Source organism: Nitrosomonas marina (assembly GCF_900111605.1).
GTDB lineage: Bacteria > Pseudomonadota > Gammaproteobacteria > Burkholderiales > Nitrosomonadaceae > Nitrosomonas > Nitrosomonas marina_A.
In genome coordinates, this window is the sequence record NZ_FOIA01000013.1 from 1 (window position 1) to 19,455 (window position 19,455).

At 50.3% G+C, this 19,455-nt stretch carries 18 protein-coding genes; 7 read left to right on the forward strand and 11 right to left on the reverse strand.

Features of this window, described 5'->3' with window-relative positions; all coding sequences use genetic code 11:
- Positions 1-127 precede the first annotated feature (127 nt).
- On the forward strand, positions 128-466 hold the full coding sequence (locus BMY62_RS07290) for a hypothetical protein (protein WP_090658184.1): 339 nt from the start codon (positions 128-130) through the stop codon (positions 464-466).
- A gap of 10 nt (positions 467-476) precedes the next feature.
- Here the strand turns inward: BMY62_RS07290 and BMY62_RS07295 are convergent, their stop codons facing one another.
- A complete protein-coding gene (locus BMY62_RS07295) occupies positions 477-908 on the reverse strand; it encodes a GNAT family N-acetyltransferase (protein ID WP_177170327.1) in 432 nt (143 codons plus the stop codon).
- Positions 909-1,151: 243 nt separating this feature from the next.
- Here BMY62_RS07295 and BMY62_RS07300 point away from each other — a divergent pair, with 243 nt between their 5' ends.
- Positions 1,152-5,021: an ATP-binding protein gene (locus tag BMY62_RS07300; RefSeq protein WP_256207484.1), complete on the forward strand. Its 3,870-nt coding sequence runs from the start codon at positions 1,152-1,154 to the stop codon at positions 5,019-5,021.
- A gap of 24 nt (positions 5,022-5,045) precedes the next feature.
- Here the strand turns inward: BMY62_RS07300 and BMY62_RS07305 are convergent, their stop codons facing one another.
- The 4 genes from BMY62_RS07305 to BMY62_RS07315 all read right to left on the reverse strand — a co-directional run bounded on the left by BMY62_RS07305 (position 5,046) and on the right by BMY62_RS07315 (position 7,563).
- Entirely contained in the window at positions 5,046-6,026 is a 981-nt protein-coding gene (locus BMY62_RS07305; protein ID WP_090658188.1) for a 2-hydroxyacid dehydrogenase, read from the reverse strand.
- A gap of 39 nt (positions 6,027-6,065) precedes the next feature.
- Complete coding sequence (locus BMY62_RS07310; protein WP_090658190.1) at positions 6,066-6,695, reverse strand: dienelactone hydrolase family protein; 630 nt, start codon at positions 6,693-6,695, stop codon at positions 6,066-6,068.
- A 348-nt stretch (positions 6,696-7,043) separates the two neighbouring features.
- Positions 7,044-7,178, reverse strand: a complete 135-nt coding sequence (locus BMY62_RS16480) for a hypothetical protein (protein ID WP_256207485.1) — start codon at positions 7,176-7,178, stop codon at positions 7,044-7,046.
- A gap of 1 nt (position 7,179) precedes the next feature.
- Positions 7,180-7,563, reverse strand: coding sequence for a RidA family protein (locus BMY62_RS07315; protein ID WP_090658192.1), 384 nt, complete (start codon positions 7,561-7,563; stop codon positions 7,180-7,182).
- A 108-nt stretch (positions 7,564-7,671) separates the two neighbouring features.
- On the opposite strand from BMY62_RS07315, the gene sbcB reads away from it, so the two are divergent.
- The 3 genes from sbcB (at position 7,672) to BMY62_RS07330 (ending at position 11,831) form a co-directional block, all read left to right on the forward strand.
- Positions 7,672-9,147 carry an exodeoxyribonuclease I gene (sbcB, locus tag BMY62_RS07320; protein WP_090658193.1) on the forward strand — a complete coding sequence of 492 codons (1,476 nt, stop codon included), beginning with the start codon at positions 7,672-7,674 and terminating at the stop codon, positions 9,145-9,147.
- A gap of 89 nt (positions 9,148-9,236) precedes the next feature.
- Complete coding sequence (gene ilvA / locus BMY62_RS07325; protein ID WP_090658195.1) at positions 9,237-10,748, forward strand: threonine ammonia-lyase, biosynthetic; 1,512 nt, start codon at positions 9,237-9,239, stop codon at positions 10,746-10,748.
- 36 nt (positions 10,749-10,784) lie between these two features.
- On the forward strand, positions 10,785-11,831 hold the full coding sequence (locus BMY62_RS07330) for a hypothetical protein (protein WP_090658197.1): 1,047 nt from the start codon (positions 10,785-10,787) through the stop codon (positions 11,829-11,831).
- A gap of 13 nt (positions 11,832-11,844) precedes the next feature.
- Here BMY62_RS07330 and BMY62_RS07335 read toward each other — a convergent pair whose 3' ends face one another.
- Together BMY62_RS07335 and bioA are read right to left on the reverse strand one after the other, a co-directional pair.
- Positions 11,845-13,257, reverse strand: coding sequence for an MBL fold metallo-hydrolase RNA specificity domain-containing protein (locus tag BMY62_RS07335; protein ID WP_090658199.1), 1,413 nt, complete (start codon positions 13,255-13,257; stop codon positions 11,845-11,847).
- Positions 13,248-14,600: an adenosylmethionine--8-amino-7-oxononanoate transaminase gene (gene bioA, locus BMY62_RS07340; RefSeq protein ID WP_090658201.1), complete on the reverse strand. Its 1,353-nt coding sequence runs from the start codon at positions 14,598-14,600 to the stop codon at positions 13,248-13,250. The genes BMY62_RS07335 and bioA overlap by 10 nt, the downstream gene beginning before the upstream one ends.
- Positions 14,601-14,790: 190 nt before the next feature.
- Here bioA and BMY62_RS07345 point away from each other — a divergent pair, with 190 nt between their 5' ends.
- Together BMY62_RS07345 and BMY62_RS07350 are read left to right on the forward strand one after the other, a co-directional pair.
- Positions 14,791-14,985, forward strand: coding sequence for a type II toxin-antitoxin system VapB family antitoxin (locus tag BMY62_RS07345; RefSeq protein WP_090658203.1), 195 nt, complete (start codon positions 14,791-14,793; stop codon positions 14,983-14,985).
- The gene (locus tag BMY62_RS07350; protein WP_256207486.1) at positions 14,982-15,233 is read left to right on the forward strand and encodes a PIN domain-containing protein; all 252 of its coding nucleotides are present in this window, start codon (positions 14,982-14,984) and stop codon (positions 15,231-15,233) included. The genes BMY62_RS07345 and BMY62_RS07350 overlap by 4 nt, the downstream gene beginning before the upstream one ends.
- A 267-nt stretch (positions 15,234-15,500) precedes the next feature.
- Here the strand turns inward: BMY62_RS07350 and BMY62_RS07355 are convergent, their stop codons facing one another.
- The 4 genes from BMY62_RS07355 to BMY62_RS07370 all read right to left on the reverse strand — a co-directional run bounded on the left by BMY62_RS07355 (position 15,501) and on the right by BMY62_RS07370 (position 19,385).
- Positions 15,501-17,147: a tetratricopeptide repeat protein gene (locus BMY62_RS07355; protein WP_090658205.1), complete on the reverse strand. Its 1,647-nt coding sequence runs from the start codon at positions 17,145-17,147 to the stop codon at positions 15,501-15,503.
- A 103-nt stretch (positions 17,148-17,250) separates the two neighbouring features.
- A complete protein-coding gene (locus BMY62_RS07360; RefSeq protein ID WP_090658208.1) occupies positions 17,251-17,526 on the reverse strand; it encodes a DUF4242 domain-containing protein in 276 nt (91 codons plus the stop codon).
- Positions 17,527-17,623: 97 nt separating this feature from the next.
- Positions 17,624-18,229 carry a TetR/AcrR family transcriptional regulator gene (locus BMY62_RS07365; protein WP_090658210.1) on the reverse strand — a complete coding sequence of 202 codons (606 nt, stop codon included), beginning with the start codon at positions 18,227-18,229 and terminating at the stop codon, positions 17,624-17,626.
- Between the two features lie 202 nt (positions 18,230-18,431).
- Positions 18,432-19,385 carry an MDR/zinc-dependent alcohol dehydrogenase-like family protein gene (locus tag BMY62_RS07370; RefSeq protein WP_218142950.1) on the reverse strand — a complete coding sequence of 318 codons (954 nt, stop codon included), beginning with the start codon at positions 19,383-19,385 and terminating at the stop codon, positions 18,432-18,434.
- Between the last annotated feature and the right edge of the window lie 70 nt (positions 19,386-19,455).

Sequence of the window (19,455 nt, forward strand, 5' to 3'; positions counted from 1 at the left end):
GATTTTTGTGCCACAATGTCAAGTTTTTTTGATGTTAATTTTCCTTTTGATGATATCTTTTTCCTTTTGGAGTGCTGAAACTCTAAACTCTAGTTGCATTTAATACATACTTCAACAAGGGATCGTAATGAAAGTGTTCATAATTTTATTGATGACCGGTATATGCTTACCAATGGCACATGCCGAAATGAGTGAAAATCTTCAGAAGTTGCAGCATCAGGCGAACGCAGCCTATGAGCAGATGATGAAAGCCAGAAAAGAAGCAGAGTATCTGGAAAAAGATGTGGCATTTGCCGAGAAGGAACTGCAGGCTGCCAAGCGGCGGTTAAGTGATATCGAACGTGAAACCGAGCAGACACGACAGAAGTCGGCTGACGCAAAGAAAAGACTGGAGCGGGCAACAGCCCAGTGGCAGGAAGCGTCAGACCAACTGGATCGCGCCTGGTTGCAATCCGGACGACAGTAAAAAATCCTGTTTACAAAGACCGGGACATTCTGACATGCGGTATGCCTGCTTCCATAAACGTATCGCCACTGACCATAAAGCCGTATTTTGCATAAAAGCCTGTCGCAATGGTCTGCGCGTTCAATGTGACTTCTGTCATTCCACGGTTTTTGGCCTTGTCGATCAGGAGATGCAGCATGGCGCTGCCGATTCCATTGTTACGCCACGATTTCAGTACCGCCATGCGGCCAATTCGGCCATCAGGTAACAGCCGCGCGGTACCGATGGGCCCACCGTCAGATCCGGTTGCCAACGCATGTACGCTTACCGCGTCGAAAGCGTCCCATTCCAATTCTTCGGGCACATGCTGTTCGTGAATAAAAACCGTTTCACGGACGAAGCGTAGCGAAGTAGATTCATCCCGCCACTGAACGATGCGAACCTTGTATCGCTTCAGATCCATTGTGGGAGCATAGTTGTCATGTTACACATGGTTGCCGATTAAAGCGGATTATCGTGCGCTTGTAAACAGCATGATTGATGAAAACGAATGGAAGTCACACCCGGAGCGGCGGTCTGTGCAAATATCTGCTACCATGGTTTCAACATAGCCAATAATTCTTCCGGTTAGATAGTTATTGGAATGTTGACGAAAACTGAATGATAAAACCGTACCGCGGTTGCCGGTTATTGCGGGGACATAACCATGCAAATGAGATTTACTTCGCTGACGCAGCGCTTTGCTGTCTGGTTTACACTGGTTTCTTTGTTACCGATTCTGGTTATCGGCAACAGCTTTTTGCATACGTTTGCAAGTGAAATTCAGAAAACGGAGATTGAGAATCTGTCCGCCATAGCAGATAAAAAGGTTGAACAGATCAATACCTATTTTCAGGAACGGATGCTCGATGCCAATTTGCTGCATGACGCAATCGCTACACGTGAAGCCATGCAAGGGTTTACTGAGGTCTTTGAAGCACAGGGCGTCGAATCTGAAGCGTATCAACAGCTGGATGCCAAATATCGCGGTCATTTCGGGCGCTTTGTCGAGGATGCCAGTTATTATGATCTGTTCCTGATTTCATTAAAAGGCGATATTGTCTATACACAAAGCCATGAGTCCGATTTCGCCACAAACCTGATCACCGGACCATACAGTGAAACGGGCCTGGGCCAGGTAGCACAGCATGCATTGAATTATCTGGAAAGTTCGATTTCTGATTTTGAGTTTTATGAGCCGTCGCATGGCGCCATCGCTGCTTTTATCGGTTATCCGATTATTATCGGCGGTGAAATTGTCGGTGTACTGGCGCTGCAGATCTTCAGCGAGCATGTCTTCGATGTGTTGTCCAATAATGTCGGATTAGGCGCAACAGGCGATACTGTGGTAGTGCGTCTCGAGAATGAAAACACCGCGCTGGTGATGGCGCCGCTCAGTACGGATAGCGATGCCGCTTTGAAAAGAACGATTCAGCTGGACACGCCCTATTCAGCCGCGCTGAAAAATGCGTTTTCGGGCAATGCGGGTGGTGCCGTTACGCGGGATTACCGTGACAAGGAGGTCGTGGCAGTCTGGCGCTTTTTGCCGCTCATGAACTGGGGCATGGTGGTGAAAAAAGACGTTGACGAAGCGTTTGCCAACGTCAACCGAATCAGACAATATAGCCTGATCATACTGGGTATTACACTGCTGGGCGTTATTTTTGGCGCATTTCTGTTCAATCGTCGGGTCGTCACACCTCTGAAACAACTGAATCGCGGCGCAATGGAGATCGCAGCGGGCAATCTGCATCAGCGTGTCTCGATTGCGGGCTGGAACGAAATGCGTCAGCTCGGGCATACGTTCAACATTATGGTGGAACGTCTGAACGCCAGCAATCAGGAGCGCAGAAACGCCGAAATAAATCTGCGCCAGTTGAATCAGGAACTGGAGAACCGGGTCGAATTGCGCACAGCTGATTTGCAAAGGGCCAATGCAGCCCTGGCGATCAAGGAAGAGGAAACCCGTTCTGTTGTCGAACATATGGTCGACTGCGTTGTGACGACGGACCATATCGGCGTGGTACTGTCTGCAAATCCCGTAGTGGAAAAATTATTTGGCTACACGCCTGAAGAAATCATCGGCCAGAATGTTGCTATTCTGGTGCCCGAGCCAGACCGGTCTCAGCATGCCTACTACATGGAACGGTACTGTTTGACCGGCCAGGGTCAGAAATATGTTGGACGACCTCATATGAAGGGACAGCATGGTATCGGTCTGGGGCGTGAGGTCGAAGCAGTGCACAAAAACGGTGAACTTATTCCAGTATATCTAGCGGTCAGTGAGTATTTCGTTGGCGACGAGCGGCATTTCACTGGCGTCATGCGCGATATGCGTGAACATGTACGTATTATGAAAGATCTGGAACAGGCCAGAAATGATGCAGAAGCGGCGAACAGGGCGAAATCCGCCTTTCTTGCTGCAATGAGCCATGAGATCCGTACCCCGATGAATGGCGTGATCGGCATGATCGATGTGCTCAGGCAAACCAGCTTGAGCGGCTACCAGATGGAAATGGCGAACCTGATTCGCGATTCGGCCTATGCGCTGTTGTCTATTATTGAAGATATTCTGGATTTTTCCAAAATTGAGGCCGGCAAACTCGAAATTGAGAAAATACCCATGCCGTTAGCCAGCGTCGTGGAAAACGCATGCGGCATGCTTGCACACCTTGCGCTCAGCAAGAAAGTGGAGTTGACACTGTTTATCGATCCGGAAATACCGGATAACGTATTGGGTGATCCGTTGCGTATTCGGCAGATACTGGTCAACGTGATCAATAATGCCATCAAGTTTTCCAGCAAGCAGGAAAAACCGGGCAAGGTATCGGTACGGGTGCTGTTGACCGAATCCGAACCCGAACAGATTTTGGTAACATTACAGATTACCGATAACGGCATCGGCATGAACAAGGAAACGCTGGAAAAGCTTTTCAGATCCTTTTCTCAGGGTGATCCTTCAACCACACGCCGCTTCGGTGGTACCGGTCTCGGGCTGGCTATTTCCCATCATCTGGCGGAGTTGATGAGTGCGGAGATCACTGTGCAAAGCAGACCGGAGGAAGGTTCCACATTCGTCATTCAGATGCCCTTCAAGCCACTTCCCGATACCGAAGAGGCGGAGCGCAAGGCAACTGAATTGACCGGCTTATGCTGCCTGATTATTGGCAATCACAAGGGACTGGGTAACGATTTGGAGGTGTATTTAAAAAGCGGCGGAGCGCGTGTCGAGCATGTGAGTGGTTTGAACGAGGCTCTTGAATATATCAAGAACCTGAAGTCAGGTATGTGGCTGGTAGTGATAGACGCCGGACACCAGGAAGCGCCGATCGAGGATTTGCGCGTGGCGTTCAGTAATCGTTCCGACGCGTTGCAAACCCGTCTGGAGCCGCATTTTATTATTATCAAGCGCGGCCGCCGTCGACAGGCGCGTGTTGAAGATGTCGATATCGTCACACTCGATGGCGACGTCATGTATCGCCAGTCATTGATGCGAGCCATTGAACTCGCCGCCGGCAGAGTAGAACCTGAAGAGGAAAAAGCACAGCTAGATGATACGATCAAGTCAAGACCGATGCCGGTTTCCCGCGGCGAAGCGCTCAAACAGGGCAGGTTGATACTGGTGGCAGAAGACAATGAAATCAATCAGAAGGTGATCAAGCAGCAACTGACATTGCTGGGTTATGCTGCGGATATCGCCAATGACGGACGCGAAGCACTGGGGCGCTGGGAAAATACTGATTACGGTTTGTTGCTCACAGATTTGCATATGCCGGAAATAGACGGATTTGAACTGACTAAAAGCATTCGTGAACAGGAGTCGAACACAAAAGCAAAACCGATACCGATTGTCGCGCTGACAGCCAATGCGTTGAAAGGAGAGAGAGAGCACTGCCTGGAGTCCGGTATGGATGATTATTTGAGCAAGCCGGTTCAGCTCGAGGATTTGCGGGTCACGTTGGAAAAATATCTGTCGGCTGGCAAGCCTGTTACGGCAGATCGGGTAAAGTCAATGAAGCAATCTGAGACATCGGAACGGGTTGACTCGACTGAGCAAGACGATTCGGCAGAGCAGGTTGAAGCCATAACGGCGGAAAAAAGCGATAAGGTCGAAAGAACGGAAAAATCGCAAAACGATTCTGCTGAAAAAATTGAAAATGAATCGTCGGCGCAAATTCCTGTTGATGTGCAGGTGCTTGAAGAACTTATCGGCGATGATCAGGAAACCATTCAGGATATGCTTCGGGATTTTCGTGAGAATGCGGCGGAAATTGCAGCATCGCTGCATAGTGCTTTTCAGACCGGAAAGCTGACGGTCGTGGGGTCAACCGCACACAAACTAAAGTCTTCATCCCGTTCGGTGGGTGCAATGAAACTGGGAGAACTATGCGAACAGATGGAGCATGCCGGAAAAAACAGCGACCAGGAATCGCTGGATGTTTTATTGCCTGAATTCGATGTGGAACTCAGGCGAGTAGAGGCTTATCTCGATGCGTTGCTGGCCACTGAAAAGCTGCCGGATAAACCGCGTGTTTAGCTTTAAACGATGTCTTGTCGATGATTAATGTGAGTCAGTGGTGTCAGTGGTTGTTGTCACCTGATTAAACGGTTTGTGATGAAAAAAATTATCAATATTGTCCGCAATCTGGTTGAGCAGGCGTTGACGGGACTCTTTGCTTGCCCAGGCAACATGCGGTGTGATAATCAGGTTCGGTTGCCGGTATTGCAACAGCCTGTTGTCATGTGATGGCGGCTCTTCCGGCAGAACGTCCAGACCTGCACCTGCTATGCGACCGGTGATGAGGGCATGGAGTAAATCGTCCTCATTGACAATTGCACCGCGCGCCGTATTAATGAGAAATGCCGTGGGTTTTATCAAACTCAGTTCGCGCTGGCCGATCAGATGCCGTGTTTCATCCAGAAGCGGGCAGTGTAAAGTTATAAAATCGGACTGCTGCAGGACATTATCAAATGCTGTTCTGCCAGCGCGTGGTGGCTGACCCTTATGATCAGCGACAAGTACGTGCATTCCGAAAGCGCCCGCGACCTCTGACACCGCCCGCCCCAATTCGCCGAATCCGATAATACCAAGCACTTTGCCGGATAACTCCTGTATGCTGAAATCAAGCGGACAAAAATGTCTGCTGGTCTGCCAGCGTCCGTCATTTACCAGTTGCCGGTATGGTTCAAAATTGCATGAAAGATTCAGCATCAGCATAAAAACATGTTGAACCACAGCCGGTGTTGCGTAGCCGCGGACATTACAGACAGGAATATTGCGTTCAGCAGCAGTGGCCAGGTCAATATTGTTATAACCGGTTGCCGCGATGCAGATCAGTTTGAGTCTATGTGCGCTGTTGATTATGTCGCGAGTCATTGAAAATTTATTACAGACAACGACTTCCGCGTTTCTGATGCGCTCAGCAACTTGATCGGGATCGGTTTCGTCATGGAATTTCCAGGGTGATATGGCTCGTTCCAACGCAGTGCAATCCATATCACCGCGTGTAACAGAGCCGAAATCCAGAAAGACAGCACTCATAAAACAAGTCCTTTGTAACAATTGATATCAAAATAACGATTATTTCAGGTATTTCAGAAACCATTCGGCAGCATGTTGCGCAGCCTGTTCGAGTGTGCCGGATTCTTCAAACAAATGCGTAGCATTGGGAACCAGTGTAAGTTGTTTCTCACATTCCAATGAAGTGAATGCCTGCTGATTCAACTCGATGACGCCATAGTCCGCGCCGCCAACGATGAGCAGTGTCGGTGCGGTGACACTTTGCAACGCAGCTTCGCCGGCCAGATCAGGACGGCCGCCACGAGATACTACTGCTGAAATTTGTGTGCCAAGGCTGGCTGCGGCTTGTAAAGCGGCGGCTGCACCGGTGCTCGCGCCAAAGTACCCCATTGGCAGCGTCTCTGTATCTTGCTGCGCTTGCAGCCAGATTGTGGCGGCTATCAGGCGCTGTGTTAACAGATCAATATCAAAGCGCGCTGAATAGTGTCGATCTTCTTCCTGTGACAACAGGTCGAACAACAGCGTACCGATATTATGCTGCTGTAATATGTGTGCCACAAACAGGTTGCGCGGACTCAATCGGCTGCTGCCGCTGCCGTGTGCAAATAATACAACGCCTTTGGCATCGACGGGTAAAATCAGTTCGCCCTCAAGTTTGACCGACTCTGCTGAAATACTGACTGCACTCATATAATATCGCTCCCCAGATTACGACGGGTATGGCCATCGTCCCTATTGAACTAATATACATGATTTGAAAAACAAGGTGTGTGTCCGGTTGAATTGATATGAATGCTGCGATCGTCCTGTTCTGGATGCCATATGTATGTTAATCGATAGGCCATTCCTGTAGATAATGCTTGACGTCAAAGGACAGGATGGGTTTTACTTGGTATTTCGGTAAAACAATTATTTTTAGCTAACGTCGAGGGAAAAACATCATGAAAAAATTGGTAATTATTGCATTGTGTATTTTTATTCCGGGCTACATTTATCTGATGATCAAGTATTTCTAATTAAGTGATCAGAAAAATAGCATCAATAGCCCGGCAAGTACAAAATGCCGTTGTCGGGCGCTGCATCGCGCTCAATTGAATCATCATCAATTGGGTTACGGTCAGGCAGGTTCATGTTAAATCGAGCCGGACAGCTTCCCCATGTCGATTCTGCCAAACTAATCACCACAATATGCGGTTACCTGGATTTCAATTTTCATTCTCGGATCAGACAGACCGGCAGTCAGCATCATCGCCGAGGGCCTGACATCGCCAAAATACTTTCGTGTCACCGGGAAACACTTGGGAAAATCATCGACATCAGGCAGCACATAGGTAACTCGCACGACATCCTTCAAGCTGCTGCCGGCCTCCCGCAAAGCAGCATCGATATTCTGAAAACATTGCTCGGCTTGTTCCAGCAGGTCGTCGGATATGGTCATAGTACTGTAATCGAATCCTGTGGTGCCGGATACCATGACCCAATCCCCAGCCCGGACGGCGCGTGAATAACCGATCTCCTGCTCGAACGTGGAGCCTGAACTGATGCGTTGACGCGTCATAACATGTTTCTCCTATATTATAAGTTTTGAAAAAAACGTCACTATAATGCGATTAAGACGGGAATTCAAAACAGTTTCGATTGAAAAGCAAACGCAATAACTCTGTAAATGACGACAACACTGTACTGGCACGATTATGAAACATTTGGCGCAGATCCAAGAGTCGATCGGCCTGTGCAGTTTGCCGGTGTACGCACCGACGAAGCGTTCAATGAAATAGGAAAACCGCTGGTCATTTATTGCAAGCCGCCGCACGATATTCTGCCGCATCCCGTCGCCTGCCTGATTACCGGTATTACACCCCAGCAGGCCGAAGCGCAGGGAATGCCGGAGGTTGAGTTTATCGACAAGATACATACGGAACTGGCGCAGCCCGGTACCTGTGGTGTCGGCTATAATAGCCTGCGTTTCGACGATGAAGTTACGCGTTTCACGCTTTACCGTAATTTTTTCGATCCGTATGCGCGGGAATGGCAGAACGGCAATACGCGCTGGGATATTATCGATCTGGTGCGAATGACATACGCATTGCGTCCGGAAGGAATAGAGTGGCCGAAACGTGAAGCGGAGCAGGACAAACACACAGAAGACGATACTGTAAACCTGGTGCCGAGTTTTCGTCTTGAAGATCTCACCACTGCAAACAACATCGATCATGGTGCTGCGCATGACGCCCTGTCCGATGTTCGTGCCACGATCGGTCTGGCACGATTGTTACACGAACGGCAACCGCGCCTGTATCACTGGCTGTTTCAGTTGCGATACAAACGGCGGGCGGCTGAATTGCTGGATGTTGTTCAGCATACGCCGGTGGTGCACAGTTCCCGCATGTATCCGTCTAAAAATGGCTGCACGACACTGGTAATGCCGCTTGTTGCCGAGCCTGACAATCCTAACAGTACGCTTGTCTATGATCTTCGCCATGATCCGGAGCGATTTCTGGATCTTGATGTCTCGGAACTGAGTAAACTACTGTTTACGCGTACGGAGGATTTTCCCGATGGCGACCAGCGTTTGCCGGTCAAATCAGTCAAAATCAACAAATGCCCCGCGCTTGCACCGCGCAATACCCTGAATGCACGGGCGGCAGCACGTATTGAAATTGATCTCGACCGCTGCCAGCAGCATTGGAAGAAACTTGTTGATCATTGTGCGCAAACTGATTTTGCGCAGCGCGTCGCGCTTGCCTACAGCAGCAGAACATTCGAGCCGGTTGCCGATGTCGATATGGCGTTGTATGACGGCTTTATAGATCAGGCAGACATGCCGTTGCTCGCGCAAATCAGGCGCGCCACGCCACTGGAACTGGCCAGGGCCCGGTTTGATTTTCAGGACCGGCGTCTGGCCGAGTTGCTGTTTCGTTACCGTGCCCGCAACTGGCCCGAAACGCTATCAACCGTGGAACTGCAACGGTGGCAGCAACTGCGCAGCCAGCGATTGACACAGACGGCGGCCAACAGTCTCACGCTGGCTGATTACACAGCGCAGATAGCCAGGTTGCGCGACGAACACGCGGATAATGTCAAAGCACAAACAATACTCGATGCACTGGACCACTGGGGTAACGATTTGATGGATTTTTGAGCATACCGTGCCATGCTAAAATCACTGGCTTAAAATTCATGCATTGTTAAAATATTGAACCTGATTCTTTGCGATTTTTCCGGGCGGTTATGAAAAAAAATTATCTAGAAAGCATTCTTACGGCACAAGTTTACGACGTAGCGGAAGAAACGCCGCTGGAGAATCTCCCTAACCTGTCGGCACGCATTCATAATCAGGTTTTGCTCAAGCGCGAGGACCTGCAACAGGTTTTTTCATTCAAGCTGCGTGGTGCTTATAACAAAATGCTCAAACTGCCGCCAGAAATCCGTAACCGCGGTGTGGTGGCGGCTTCCGCGGGCAATCATGCGCAAGGCGTTGCGCTGGCGGCAAAAAAGCTCGGCTGCAGCGCAACAATTGTGATGCCGGTGACGACCCCGCAGATAAAAGTACAGGCGGTAATGGCACGCGGCGCGACTGTGGTGCTGCATGGCGATTCCTATAATGATGCCTATGATCATGCAATGGAATTGACCGAGTCGCAGCAGGCGACATTTATTCATCCATATGACGACCCGGACGTGATCGCCGGACAGGGCACCATCGGTATGGAAATTTTGCGCCAGCACACCGGAAAAATTCATGCGATTTTTGTGCCGGTTGGCGGCGGCGGTTTGATTGCAGGTATTGCAGTCTATGTCAAAAGACTGTACCCGGATACTAAAATTATCGGTGTGGAGCCGGTCGATGCCAACTCATTATATCGTTCGTTACAGAGCGGACGACGTGTCAGGCTGACGCAGGCCGGTTTGTTCGCCGATGGTGTTGCCGTCAAGCAGGTAGGCAAGGAAACGTTTCGATTGTGCCGCGAGTTTGTCGACGAGGTGATGCTGGTCGATACCGATGCCATATGTGCTGCAATCAAGGATGTGTTTGAGGATACGCGCAGTATACTGGAGCCGTCAGGCGCGTTGTCGATCGCCGGTTTGAAAGCGTATGTGGAGCGGGAGAATATACTTCATGAAACCCTGATTGGTATTGCCACGGGCGCAAACATGAATTTTGATCGTCTGCGTCATATTTCCGAACGTGCGGAGATCGGTGAGCACCGCGAGGCTGTCATGGCGGTCACCATTCCGGAAAAACCGGGCAGTTTTAAGAAATTTTGCAATTTGCTGGGTGCAAAAAGTATTACCGAATTTAATTACCGTTACGCTGATCCCAGCGAGGCGCACGTATTTGTCGGCGTGTCGGTACGCAACCGCGAGGAAACCGAGAAACTGATTGCCGATTTGCGTAAAAGCGGGCTTAATACCGAAGATATGAGCAATAATGAAATGGCGAAGCTGCATATCCGTCATCTGGTCGGCGGTCATGCACCGGAAATCGATAATGAAATACTGTACCGGTTCGAGTTTCCGGACCGGCCTGGCGCGCTGATGGATTTTCTGAATGCCATGAGTCATAACTGGAACATCAGTCTGTTTCATTACCGTAATCACGGCGCCGATTACGGGCGGGTCCTGATCGGTATCCAGGTGCCACCCGAGCAAAAATCGGATTTCAAGGCATTCCTGGACCAGCTAGGCTATCGTTATTGGGACGAAAGTAAAAATCCGGCGTACAAATTGTTTCTGGGCTAATTAGTTACACATCATGAATACATGGGGAGCCATCAAATGAATGAATATATCGCGGAGTTATCGAATCTTTTTTCCGTAGATTCACTGGTTGAAAGGAGCTTGCTGGAGATCGCACTGATTGTGTTGCCGACAATTCTGCTGGCTGTCGTATTGTTCGGCTATATTTCTTTCGTCAAAACAAAGTTCTTGCAATGGACAATCTATCTGGCCTGCTTTGTGCTCGTCGTGATTTATTTGCCTTATGAGTTAATGCGGCAGTCGACCGAAATGTCCAGGGCGCAGGCGAATGTAAAAGAAATGCATGCAACGCTGCAGGAATTTCTCGATACCGCCAATCTGGGTTATATGAACAGCCTGAATAGCGAGCCGGTGGCTGCCGAGATGCTTGATGAACTGATCGACGGCCTGGGTGCACATGAGAAGAAAGAGCTGATCGTGATCTCCTGGCTCATGGCCGAGAATGAAAAACAGGCGCTCGGCAAAATAGATGACAGGCAAAAACTGCTGGCCGATGATATCAAAACCAGCGTCAGCTCGGCAAAAAGCGAAATTATCGGCTCCCGGGCACCCGTTGAAAAAATTTCCGGTGATGTGGTCAAGCGTCTCGAGATCGAGGTCAATCATCTGCTGGCGGAGAAAATGGGCAGCTTCAAGCAGGAAATTGATACTGTTATGGACGGATTTGAAAGTGATATTAATACCTTCATCCAGACCGAATTGAATAATTACCAGGAAAAGCTGGCCGGTATTACCCAGCAGAATGTCGAGGAACTGCGAGACTATTCTAACAAGGCCAGCCAGTCAATCGCACGGCATGTCAAGCGAATCAACCAGGAGTCCCTGCAAAAACTGGATGAAACCAAAGACAGCCTGGATGGTATTGGCGCTGCGATCAGTAATATCGATCTGCAGTCAGTAATTAGTCAAATCGCGCTGCTTTCTTCCAAGCTGGAGACCGCGCAGCAGAAAAATGACATTCTGTTTGAATACAACGAATGCATGCGGTCAACAGGCATGCTGGACCTTGCCGGCAAAAAGGAGCAGTGCAGGGAAACGCTCGACAGTGCGCTGGCCGGTTTGTAGGCTTGCCCGACTGTTACAGCGTGACAACCGACTTTTGTTCGGGTATGGCAACATTCTGCCAGTGCAGTGTGTCCTGAATGGCCGATGCCAATGAGGCTGCGTTGCCCGGTTCGCCATGTACCACGAATGTTCGGGCTGGCGGTTTTTTAAAATGGCCTAGCCAGTCCAGTAGCGCTTTCTGGTCAGCGTGCGCGGACAACCCGCCGATGGTGTAGATATCCGCTCTGACGACGATGTCCTGGCCAAATATTCTGACAACCCGGGCGCCGTCAACGAGCCGGCGTCCGAGTGTTCTGGCAGCCTGGAATCCGGTGATGATGATGCTGCATTCCGGCCGGTTCAGATTATATTTGAGATGATATTTGATGCGACCGGCGTCGCACATGCCGCTTGCGGAAATGATAATCGCCCCCTGCTGGACAGTGTTCAGCTGCATGGATTCCTCGACATCCTGTATAAACCGGATGCGCGGCTTTTTATCGTTTGCGCGCATCCACTGCATGGCTTCCTGAGTTTCGCTGTCAAGGACTGCGATATGTTTCATGGTGATCCCGGTTGCCGCCAGCGCCATGGGTGAGTCCACATAGATGTCCATTTCGCCGAGTTTGCCTTCACGGTACAGATCAATCAGCAGGAACAGCAGGTCCTGTGTGCGGCCAACGGTAAATGCCGGGATAATGACATTGCCGCCTTTTTCAACCAATGTATTGTTAATGGCGTGGACCAGTTCATCGAGCGTATCATCCATATTGCGGTGAAGCCGGTTGCCGTAGGTGGATTCAACCAGCAGGATGTCTGCGTGATCGATCGGTGTCGGATCACATACAATCGGATGCCCGGGCTGGCCGAGATCGCCGGAAAAAACAAATTTTCGGGTATGCGATCCGTTGGTGACCCAGAGTTCAATAATGGCCGAGCCAAGGATATGACCGGCGTCTCTGAAGATGCAGCGCGCACCTGAAAGCGGGAAATACTCGGTATTGTAGTTGACGCTGCGCAGCTGGTTCAGAAAATTTTCCGCCTGTGCAACAGTATACAGTGGTGCGTATTCCTGCAGCGCACTGACCGCGCGGCTTCGCCCGCGCCGTGTTTTGTTGCGCCATTCGGTTTCCTTTTCCTGTATATGAGCGCTGTCCTTGAGCATCACGTGCAGCAGATCAATAGTTGCCGATGTGGCGAAAACCGGTCCTCTAAATCCCCATGCGCTTAATCGCGGCAGCAGACCGGAATGATCGATGTGCGCGTGCGTGAGCAGGACGCAATCAATAGTCTCCGGGTCGAAATTAAACGCCGTACGGTTTTTTTTGTCCGCCTCACGCCCGCCCTGAAACATGCCGCAGTCGACGAGCATGCGCCAGCCTTCTGTTTCCAGCAGATAGCATGATCCTGTCACTTCGCCCGCGGCGCCCAGAAATGTCAGTTGCATACGGTATCCAGAATCTGAAGTGTGCCGTTAACGAGCAGTTCGATTTCATCCCTGGTGATGATATACGGCGGCATGAAATATACCGTGTTACCCAGTGGGCGCAACAGCAGGTGCTGTTTCAGGCCTGCCTGGAAAAATTGCTGAGAAAACTGAAGGTTTTCTGTTTCCACTTCAAAAGCCCAGATCATGCCGCAATTGCGGAAATTGCTGACTTTCGGGTGCGATGACAGTGCTGCGGCGGCATTGTTGAGACAGTCTGCCTTGGCTTTGTTGGCTGCAAGCACATCGTCCTGTTCGAAAATATCGAGCACCGCCAGCGCCGCGCGGCAGGCCAGCGCGTTGCCCGTATGCGTATGCGAATGCAGAAAGGTGTGCGCCAGGGTATCGCCGTAAAAGCTCTGATAAACGGCGTCGGTCGTCAGTACCACGGAAATCGGCAGATAACCGCTGCTGAGCCCTTTTGCCAGGCACAGAAAATCGGGTGTGATACCGGCCTGTTCGCATGCGAACATTGAGCCGGTGCGGCCGAAACCGACCGCGATTTCATCGGCAATCAGATGCACCTGATATTTGTCGCAGATTTCCCGCGCGCGTTTGAGATAGACCGGGTGATACATGCCCATGCCCATCGCACCCTGAATCAGCGGTTCGATAATCAGCGCGGCGGTTTTTGCATGGTGTTGCGCCAGATGCGCTTCAAGCGCATCGGCAGCGCGCAGCGCATAATCCTCAGCCGGTTCGCCTTCATCGGCAAAGCGCCAGTCCGGCGTCATCACATGCGAGCAGGGGCGCAGCAGCGGTGCATACGTCTGTTTGAAGATTGCCACATCGGTGACCGACAGCGCACCAAGCGTCTCGCCGTGATAATCGTTTTGCAGACTGACAAACTGGGTCTTGTCCGGTTTTCCGGTCAGCTGCCAGTAGTGAAAGCTCATTTTCAACGCTATTTCGGTTGCCGAAGCACCATCGCTGGCATAAAAACAGTGACCGAGATCGCCGGGCGTAATTGCTTTCAGCCGTTCGGACAGCGCGATTACCGGTTCATGTGTGAATCCTGCGAGCATGACATGCTCGACTTTTTCCAGCTGGTCGTTAATCGCTGCGTTGATCCGCGGATTGGCGTGTCCGAACAGATTGACCCACCAGGAACCGATCGCGTCCAGATAACCGTTATCGTCCGCATCATACAACCAGGCACCCCTGCCGCGCGCAATCGGCACCAGCGGAAAGGTTTCATGCGATTTCATTTGCGTACACGGATGCCAGACGGACCGCAGGCTGCGCTGCTGGAAAGGAGAGGTTACTGAAATAGCGGATTCGGATGAAGGATTTGTGACAGGCATAGATAAATGTGTTCTCAATAATGGATATCAGGACCAGTTCAATAGATCACACGATAGTAAACCGAATCAGGCCCAGTTTCCAGTCCGGTTGATTGTTGAACGGGCAATTCAGGTAGCCTCTTGATCCGGGTTTGACAGATCTATATGTATAGTTTAGCAATAGAATGCACATAAAATGAGGTATTATTCAATGCGTACCAGTATTGTTATTGACGATGAACTAATGAATGACGCCATGCGTTTGACAGGCGTGAAAACCAATCGCGGAGCGGTCGAGCTTGCGCTCAAATCATTAATTCCGCTTGAAAATCAAAAGAAGATTAAGTATTTCCGCGGGAAATTAAAGTGGGAAGATAATCTGGAAGCGCTGGGGACTGATCATTGATTTTTGTCGATTCCCGTGACTGGATTGACTATTTCAATGACAAGGATACGCCGGAAACACAAAAACTGGATGCACGCCTGGGTGCTTTTCCGATTTGCGTAGGCGACATCGTTCTGACGGAAGTATTGCAAAGTTTCAAAAACGATCGGGATTTCAGTACAACCAGAGATTTATTAATTGCACTGACTATTGTAAATGTGCTTGATACGTCCATAGCGATCAAAGCGCAGAGCACTTCCGTACCTTGAGAAAAAAAGGGATTGCCGTCAGAAAGACGGTAAATGTCATTATTGTGACATTTTGTATTGAACACGATCTGCTGCTATTGAGCGCAAGGTAATGCCGTTTGTATTACCAGCGCTTGATTAAGCGGTTCAACAACAGAACGAATCAAATGCATAAGTGATGTGATTCGCAATACCGGTTATCAGCGGTGTTACCCTTTTGGACCTGCAGCGACGGCATTTACTACAAACACAGATAAACGCCGACGCTGCCGTAATTGACCTATTGTGTTATCGACCGAATCGTGATGCTGTCAGCGTTATGTCTGCCTGAGACCAGGCTTTTTTAAAGCGTGCCTCGACTGAATCAGCTTCCTGCGTTTTTTGTTGAGCGCGTAGTGACTGCATCAGGCCAAACAAGGCCCAGCCGTTTTCGCGGTTTCGCCGCAGGTCTTCCCGGTAAACGGCTTCCGCTTCGGCTGCGCGGCCGGCTTCAAGCAGTATCGCGCCCAGGGCCAGCCGTGGCGGAAAATGCCATTCAGTGGGTTCCGTATACACCAGTGCGTCTTCAAGCTGTACCGCCTTTTCAAGATGTGCGACGGCGGTATCGAATTTTCCCTGCGCAGCGGCGATCTCGCCGGCCAGGACTTCGGGCGCGATAACCAGGATGGTGCGCATGGTGTTTTTTGAAAACAAGTGAGCGTCAAGTTTTTCATTACGAAGTATTGTCCGAACCGCTTCCAGCGCCTTTTGCGCCTTTTCGAGTTGACCGGATGCGACAAATGCCAGCCCGCGCACGTAATGCCAGGTGCCGTTCAAAAATGCGTTGGTGGCAGGGGGTGCCGGTTCTTCCAGTACCCGGTCCCACAATCCAAACCGGGCGTAGGCCCAGTAGGGCACCATGCGGAACAGGGCCGTAAACGGCTGCTCTTCCAGGGTGGTGTCGTCGACTTTACCGGCCAGTTTCAATGCAGATTCGATGGCAATCCTGCTTTGCCCGCCAGCGGTAGCGGAATACCATAAAAAATGAATGTTATGCGGATAATAGCCGATTGCGTACAGACCTTCAGCCTGACTTTGCCGAATATAGTCCTCGTCGGCGGCTATCGCAAGCTGGTTGCTTTTGACCGCGTCCCCGTACCGGCCGACCCGGTGGAAAATATGGGACGGCATATGCACCATGTGGCCCGCCGCAGGCATGATTGTCAGCAGTGTGTCCGCGGCTTTTTCGGCCCGTTCGGGCGTTGATGTCGGCTCCACCAGATGGATGTACAAATGCAATGCCGCCGGGTGGTTCGGGTGCTGCTGCAATACCTGTTCTGTCAGCGCCACAATTTCAGCGATGCCTTCTTTGGGAGTCTCATCAGCCGTCCAGTAATCCCAGGGGCTTACATCCATGACTGATTCCACATACAGCATCGCAATATCCGGATCGTCGGGAAATTGCCGGTGAACGGCCTGCATGGCCTGTGCGTAAGCCCGATCATTCGCGGCCCGCTGCTCCGGATTGTTGGTGTAACGCTGTTCAAGCGCCTGTATCAGAGCCTGTTCTTTGCGTGGCGCTTGTGATGCGAGCGATTTGGCCTGTTTGGTCAGCTTGTATGCAAGCGCCTCATCATCCGGGTTCATCGGGGCATTGATATTGGGTCCAAGCACAAGCGCCTGACCCCAGTACGCCATTGCAAGTTCTGGATCGAGCCGTGCGGCCTCTCGAAATGCCCGGCCGGCTTCGGCATGATTAAAGCCGTATGACAGGTTGATGCCCTGATTAAAAAAAAGCTGTGCCTGTTTGTTGTCTGTGCTGACAGGGAAGGTGTGCGAACCCAGGTTCTGCAGTTCTGGCGCGTTTCCGCCGGCCAATGTTGTTGCCGATAAACCGGTTGAGATTGCTGTGATCAACAGGATTCCTGCCAGGTAATGTAACGTTCGGGATTGCATGTGACGCTCCTTTAAAAAAGATGCGGCTTGTGATGAGTCTGTAAGTTTACTCGATTCAGCAACCGCAGATTCATTTCAGTTATGACTGGTTAAAACGCCCAGCTCAGTCCTCCGCAGTAGTCGGATCAATCACCGTCCTGACGCGGGAAATACGGTCTGCAGGAAACTCACCCTGATTCGCATGCGCACGAATTGCCGCCTCGTCGGGCGCAATGTAAACACAATAAACGACGTCATCGGTTACAAAACTCTCAACCCATTGTACCCTGGGTTCCATCTGGTTCAATATGCAACATGATTTTTGTGAAATGGCTTGTAATTCGGTTGAGGTCATCGCACCTGCACCGGGTATATTGCGTTCGATTATATATTTTGGCATGTGATTCTCCTTTAGTTTAAAAATGACCGGTCGTCTTAAATAATTTGACCAGATTACCTGGATAACAGCTTTGGTTATCAATCTTTAAAAAACAATATCAAGGTTTGAAATAATTACCCAATAATTCCTGACAGCATTGTAAAACAGGGCCTGACGTTTTCTCTATCTTTGCCCTGAGCAAAGCACCCTGCCATGTATTGATCAAAAGATCGGCCATGCTCCCGGCTGTCTTGTCTTTTCTGACAGTACCTTGATCCTGTGCTTTCTTCAATCCGGATTGCAGCAGGTCTCGGTAACGGTTTACCGCGGTCTGTAAAGATTCCTGGCATATATCGCTGGTGTCACCAATTTCGCCCATTAAATTGCCGAGCAAACAGCCGCCTTTGAAATTGTTCCGTTCCAGTTCTTCAATTAATTCATCAAAATAACACTGTATGGCGCCGAGTGCATCTGTGTCTGAATTGCTTAAATGCGCAGCCAACTGTTTAAGAAAAGGATCAATATAATATTGAATCACTTCAGCGCCAAAGTGCTCCTTGTCCTCAAAGTAATTATAAAATGAGCCTTTAGGAATATTGACTGCATCTAAAATTTTTTGCAAACCGGTTCCATGATAACCCTGTTGCATCAGCATCATGACGCCCTGATTCAAAATATTTTCTTTATTGAAATCTTTTTTGGTGGTTTTAGTTGATTTACGCATAAATTATAATACGACCGGTTGTCTTAAATTGTCAAGCGAACCTGCCAAAAATTTGCAAATGATCTGAAATGTGTAAGCTTCAGGCGGGATGGATAAACGGTAACAGAAAAACCGTCATGCCAGCTTATTAGTTAACATCCGCAGGCCGGGTATATGAATTAAAGCGCGACTCTATTATCTGAATCAATGTTATTCATTGAATTCAATTTTCAAACAGAATCTTCAGTGTGCCGCGGGTGCGGGCGTGGTTGAATGCATCGATGCCTTGTTCTAGCTGATAGCGGCCATGGATCAGCGGTTCTACCTGTATGCTGCCCGCGGCAAGTACCGCCAGCGCGCGGTTGAATGGGCCACAGCGTGATCCGATGACGGTGATTTCGTCGACTACCAGCGCCGATGCATTAATATTTAATTCTCCTGCATAGGTACTTTTAAGCACCAGTGTACCGCGCGCGCGCAACGCGCGTCGTGCAAGGTCGAATCCGACAGGATTGCCGGTGCATTCTACCGCCAGATCAAAGCTGCGCCGTTCAACAGTCTCTGCCAGCGTGGTAGTGATACCCTGGTCCTGCAGAATAGCCAGTTTATCAGCATGCCGACCGGCTGCTACGAGCTCACAGCCAGTCAGCGCCAGTGTCTGTGCAACCAGCAAGCCGAGTTTCCCGTCTCCGACAACCAGAACGCGGTCATTGGGAGTGATACGAACCTGTTGCTGAATTTCCAGCGCTGCAGCCACAGGTTCGGTAAAAACCGCAGTGTCTGTGGATACCGTATCCGGTACTGGATGCAGATTTTCAACCGGCAGCACCGTGTAGTCTGCAAAGGCGCCATTGCGGTTGACAATGCCGAGCACGGTACGGTTCTCGCAATGCGTCGGTTGTTGTGTGTTGCAAAAACGGCAGCGACCGCAGGCGGCGTTGATTTCGCCCACCACCCGCTTGCCATCCAGTTCGTCAGCGCCGTTTTCGACTATACCGACAAACTCATGACCCAGTACACCGCTGTAGGGATAGTAACCCCGCACCAGTTCCAGGTCAGTGTTGCAGATACCGGCGCTGATAACCCGAATCAACGCCTCCTCCGGCTCGGGTTCGGGTATGGACAGGTCGGGTCGGAATTGCAGGTGCTGGTTTTCCAGCCAGATGCCTTTCATCATCAGTCGTTGATTTTTTGTGAGTAATGAAATTGGCGCACGCAGTTATTACCAACCTCTGACTTCAAACAGT

Coding starts and splice junctions, on each gene's coding strand:
- BMY62_RS07315 (WP_090658192.1), bottom strand. CDS start 7,563: ATGACGCGTCAACGCATCAGTTCAGGCTCCACGTTCGAGCAGGAGATC.
- BMY62_RS07355 (WP_090658205.1), bottom strand. CDS start 17,147: ATGCAATCCCGAACGTTACATTACCTGGCAGGAATCCTGTTGATCACA.
- BMY62_RS07345 (WP_090658203.1), top strand. CDS start 14,791: ATGCGTACCAGTATTGTTATTGACGATGAACTAATGAATGACGCCATG.
- BMY62_RS07335 (WP_090658199.1), bottom strand. CDS start 13,257: ATGCAACTGACATTTCTGGGCGCCGCGGGCGAAGTGACAGGATCATGC.
- BMY62_RS07360 (WP_090658208.1), bottom strand. CDS start 17,526: ATGCCAAAATATATAATCGAACGCAATATACCCGGTGCAGGTGCGATG.
- BMY62_RS07295 (WP_177170327.1), bottom strand. CDS start 908: ATGGATCTGAAGCGATACAAGGTTCGCATCGTTCAGTGGCGGGATGAA.
- BMY62_RS07370 (WP_218142950.1), bottom strand. CDS start 19,385: ATGATGAAAGGCATCTGGCTGGAAAACCAGCACCTGCAATTCCGACCC.
- ilvA (WP_090658195.1), top strand. CDS start 9,237: ATGAAAAAAAATTATCTAGAAAGCATTCTTACGGCACAAGTTTACGAC.
- BMY62_RS07300 (WP_256207484.1), top strand. CDS start 1,152: ATGCAAATGAGATTTACTTCGCTGACGCAGCGCTTTGCTGTCTGGTTT.
- BMY62_RS07365 (WP_090658210.1), bottom strand. CDS start 18,229: ATGCGTAAATCAACTAAAACCACCAAAAAAGATTTCAATAAAGAAAAT.
- BMY62_RS07290 (WP_090658184.1), top strand. CDS start 128: ATGAAAGTGTTCATAATTTTATTGATGACCGGTATATGCTTACCAATG.
- sbcB (WP_090658193.1), top strand. CDS start 7,672: ATGACGACAACACTGTACTGGCACGATTATGAAACATTTGGCGCAGAT.
- BMY62_RS07310 (WP_090658190.1), bottom strand. CDS start 6,695: ATGAGTGCAGTCAGTATTTCAGCAGAGTCGGTCAAACTTGAGGGCGAA.
- bioA (WP_090658201.1), bottom strand. CDS start 14,600: ATGCCTGTCACAAATCCTTCATCCGAATCCGCTATTTCAGTAACCTCT.
- BMY62_RS07330 (WP_090658197.1), top strand. CDS start 10,785: ATGAATGAATATATCGCGGAGTTATCGAATCTTTTTTCCGTAGATTCA.
- BMY62_RS07305 (WP_090658188.1), bottom strand. CDS start 6,026: ATGAGTGCTGTCTTTCTGGATTTCGGCTCTGTTACACGCGGTGATATG.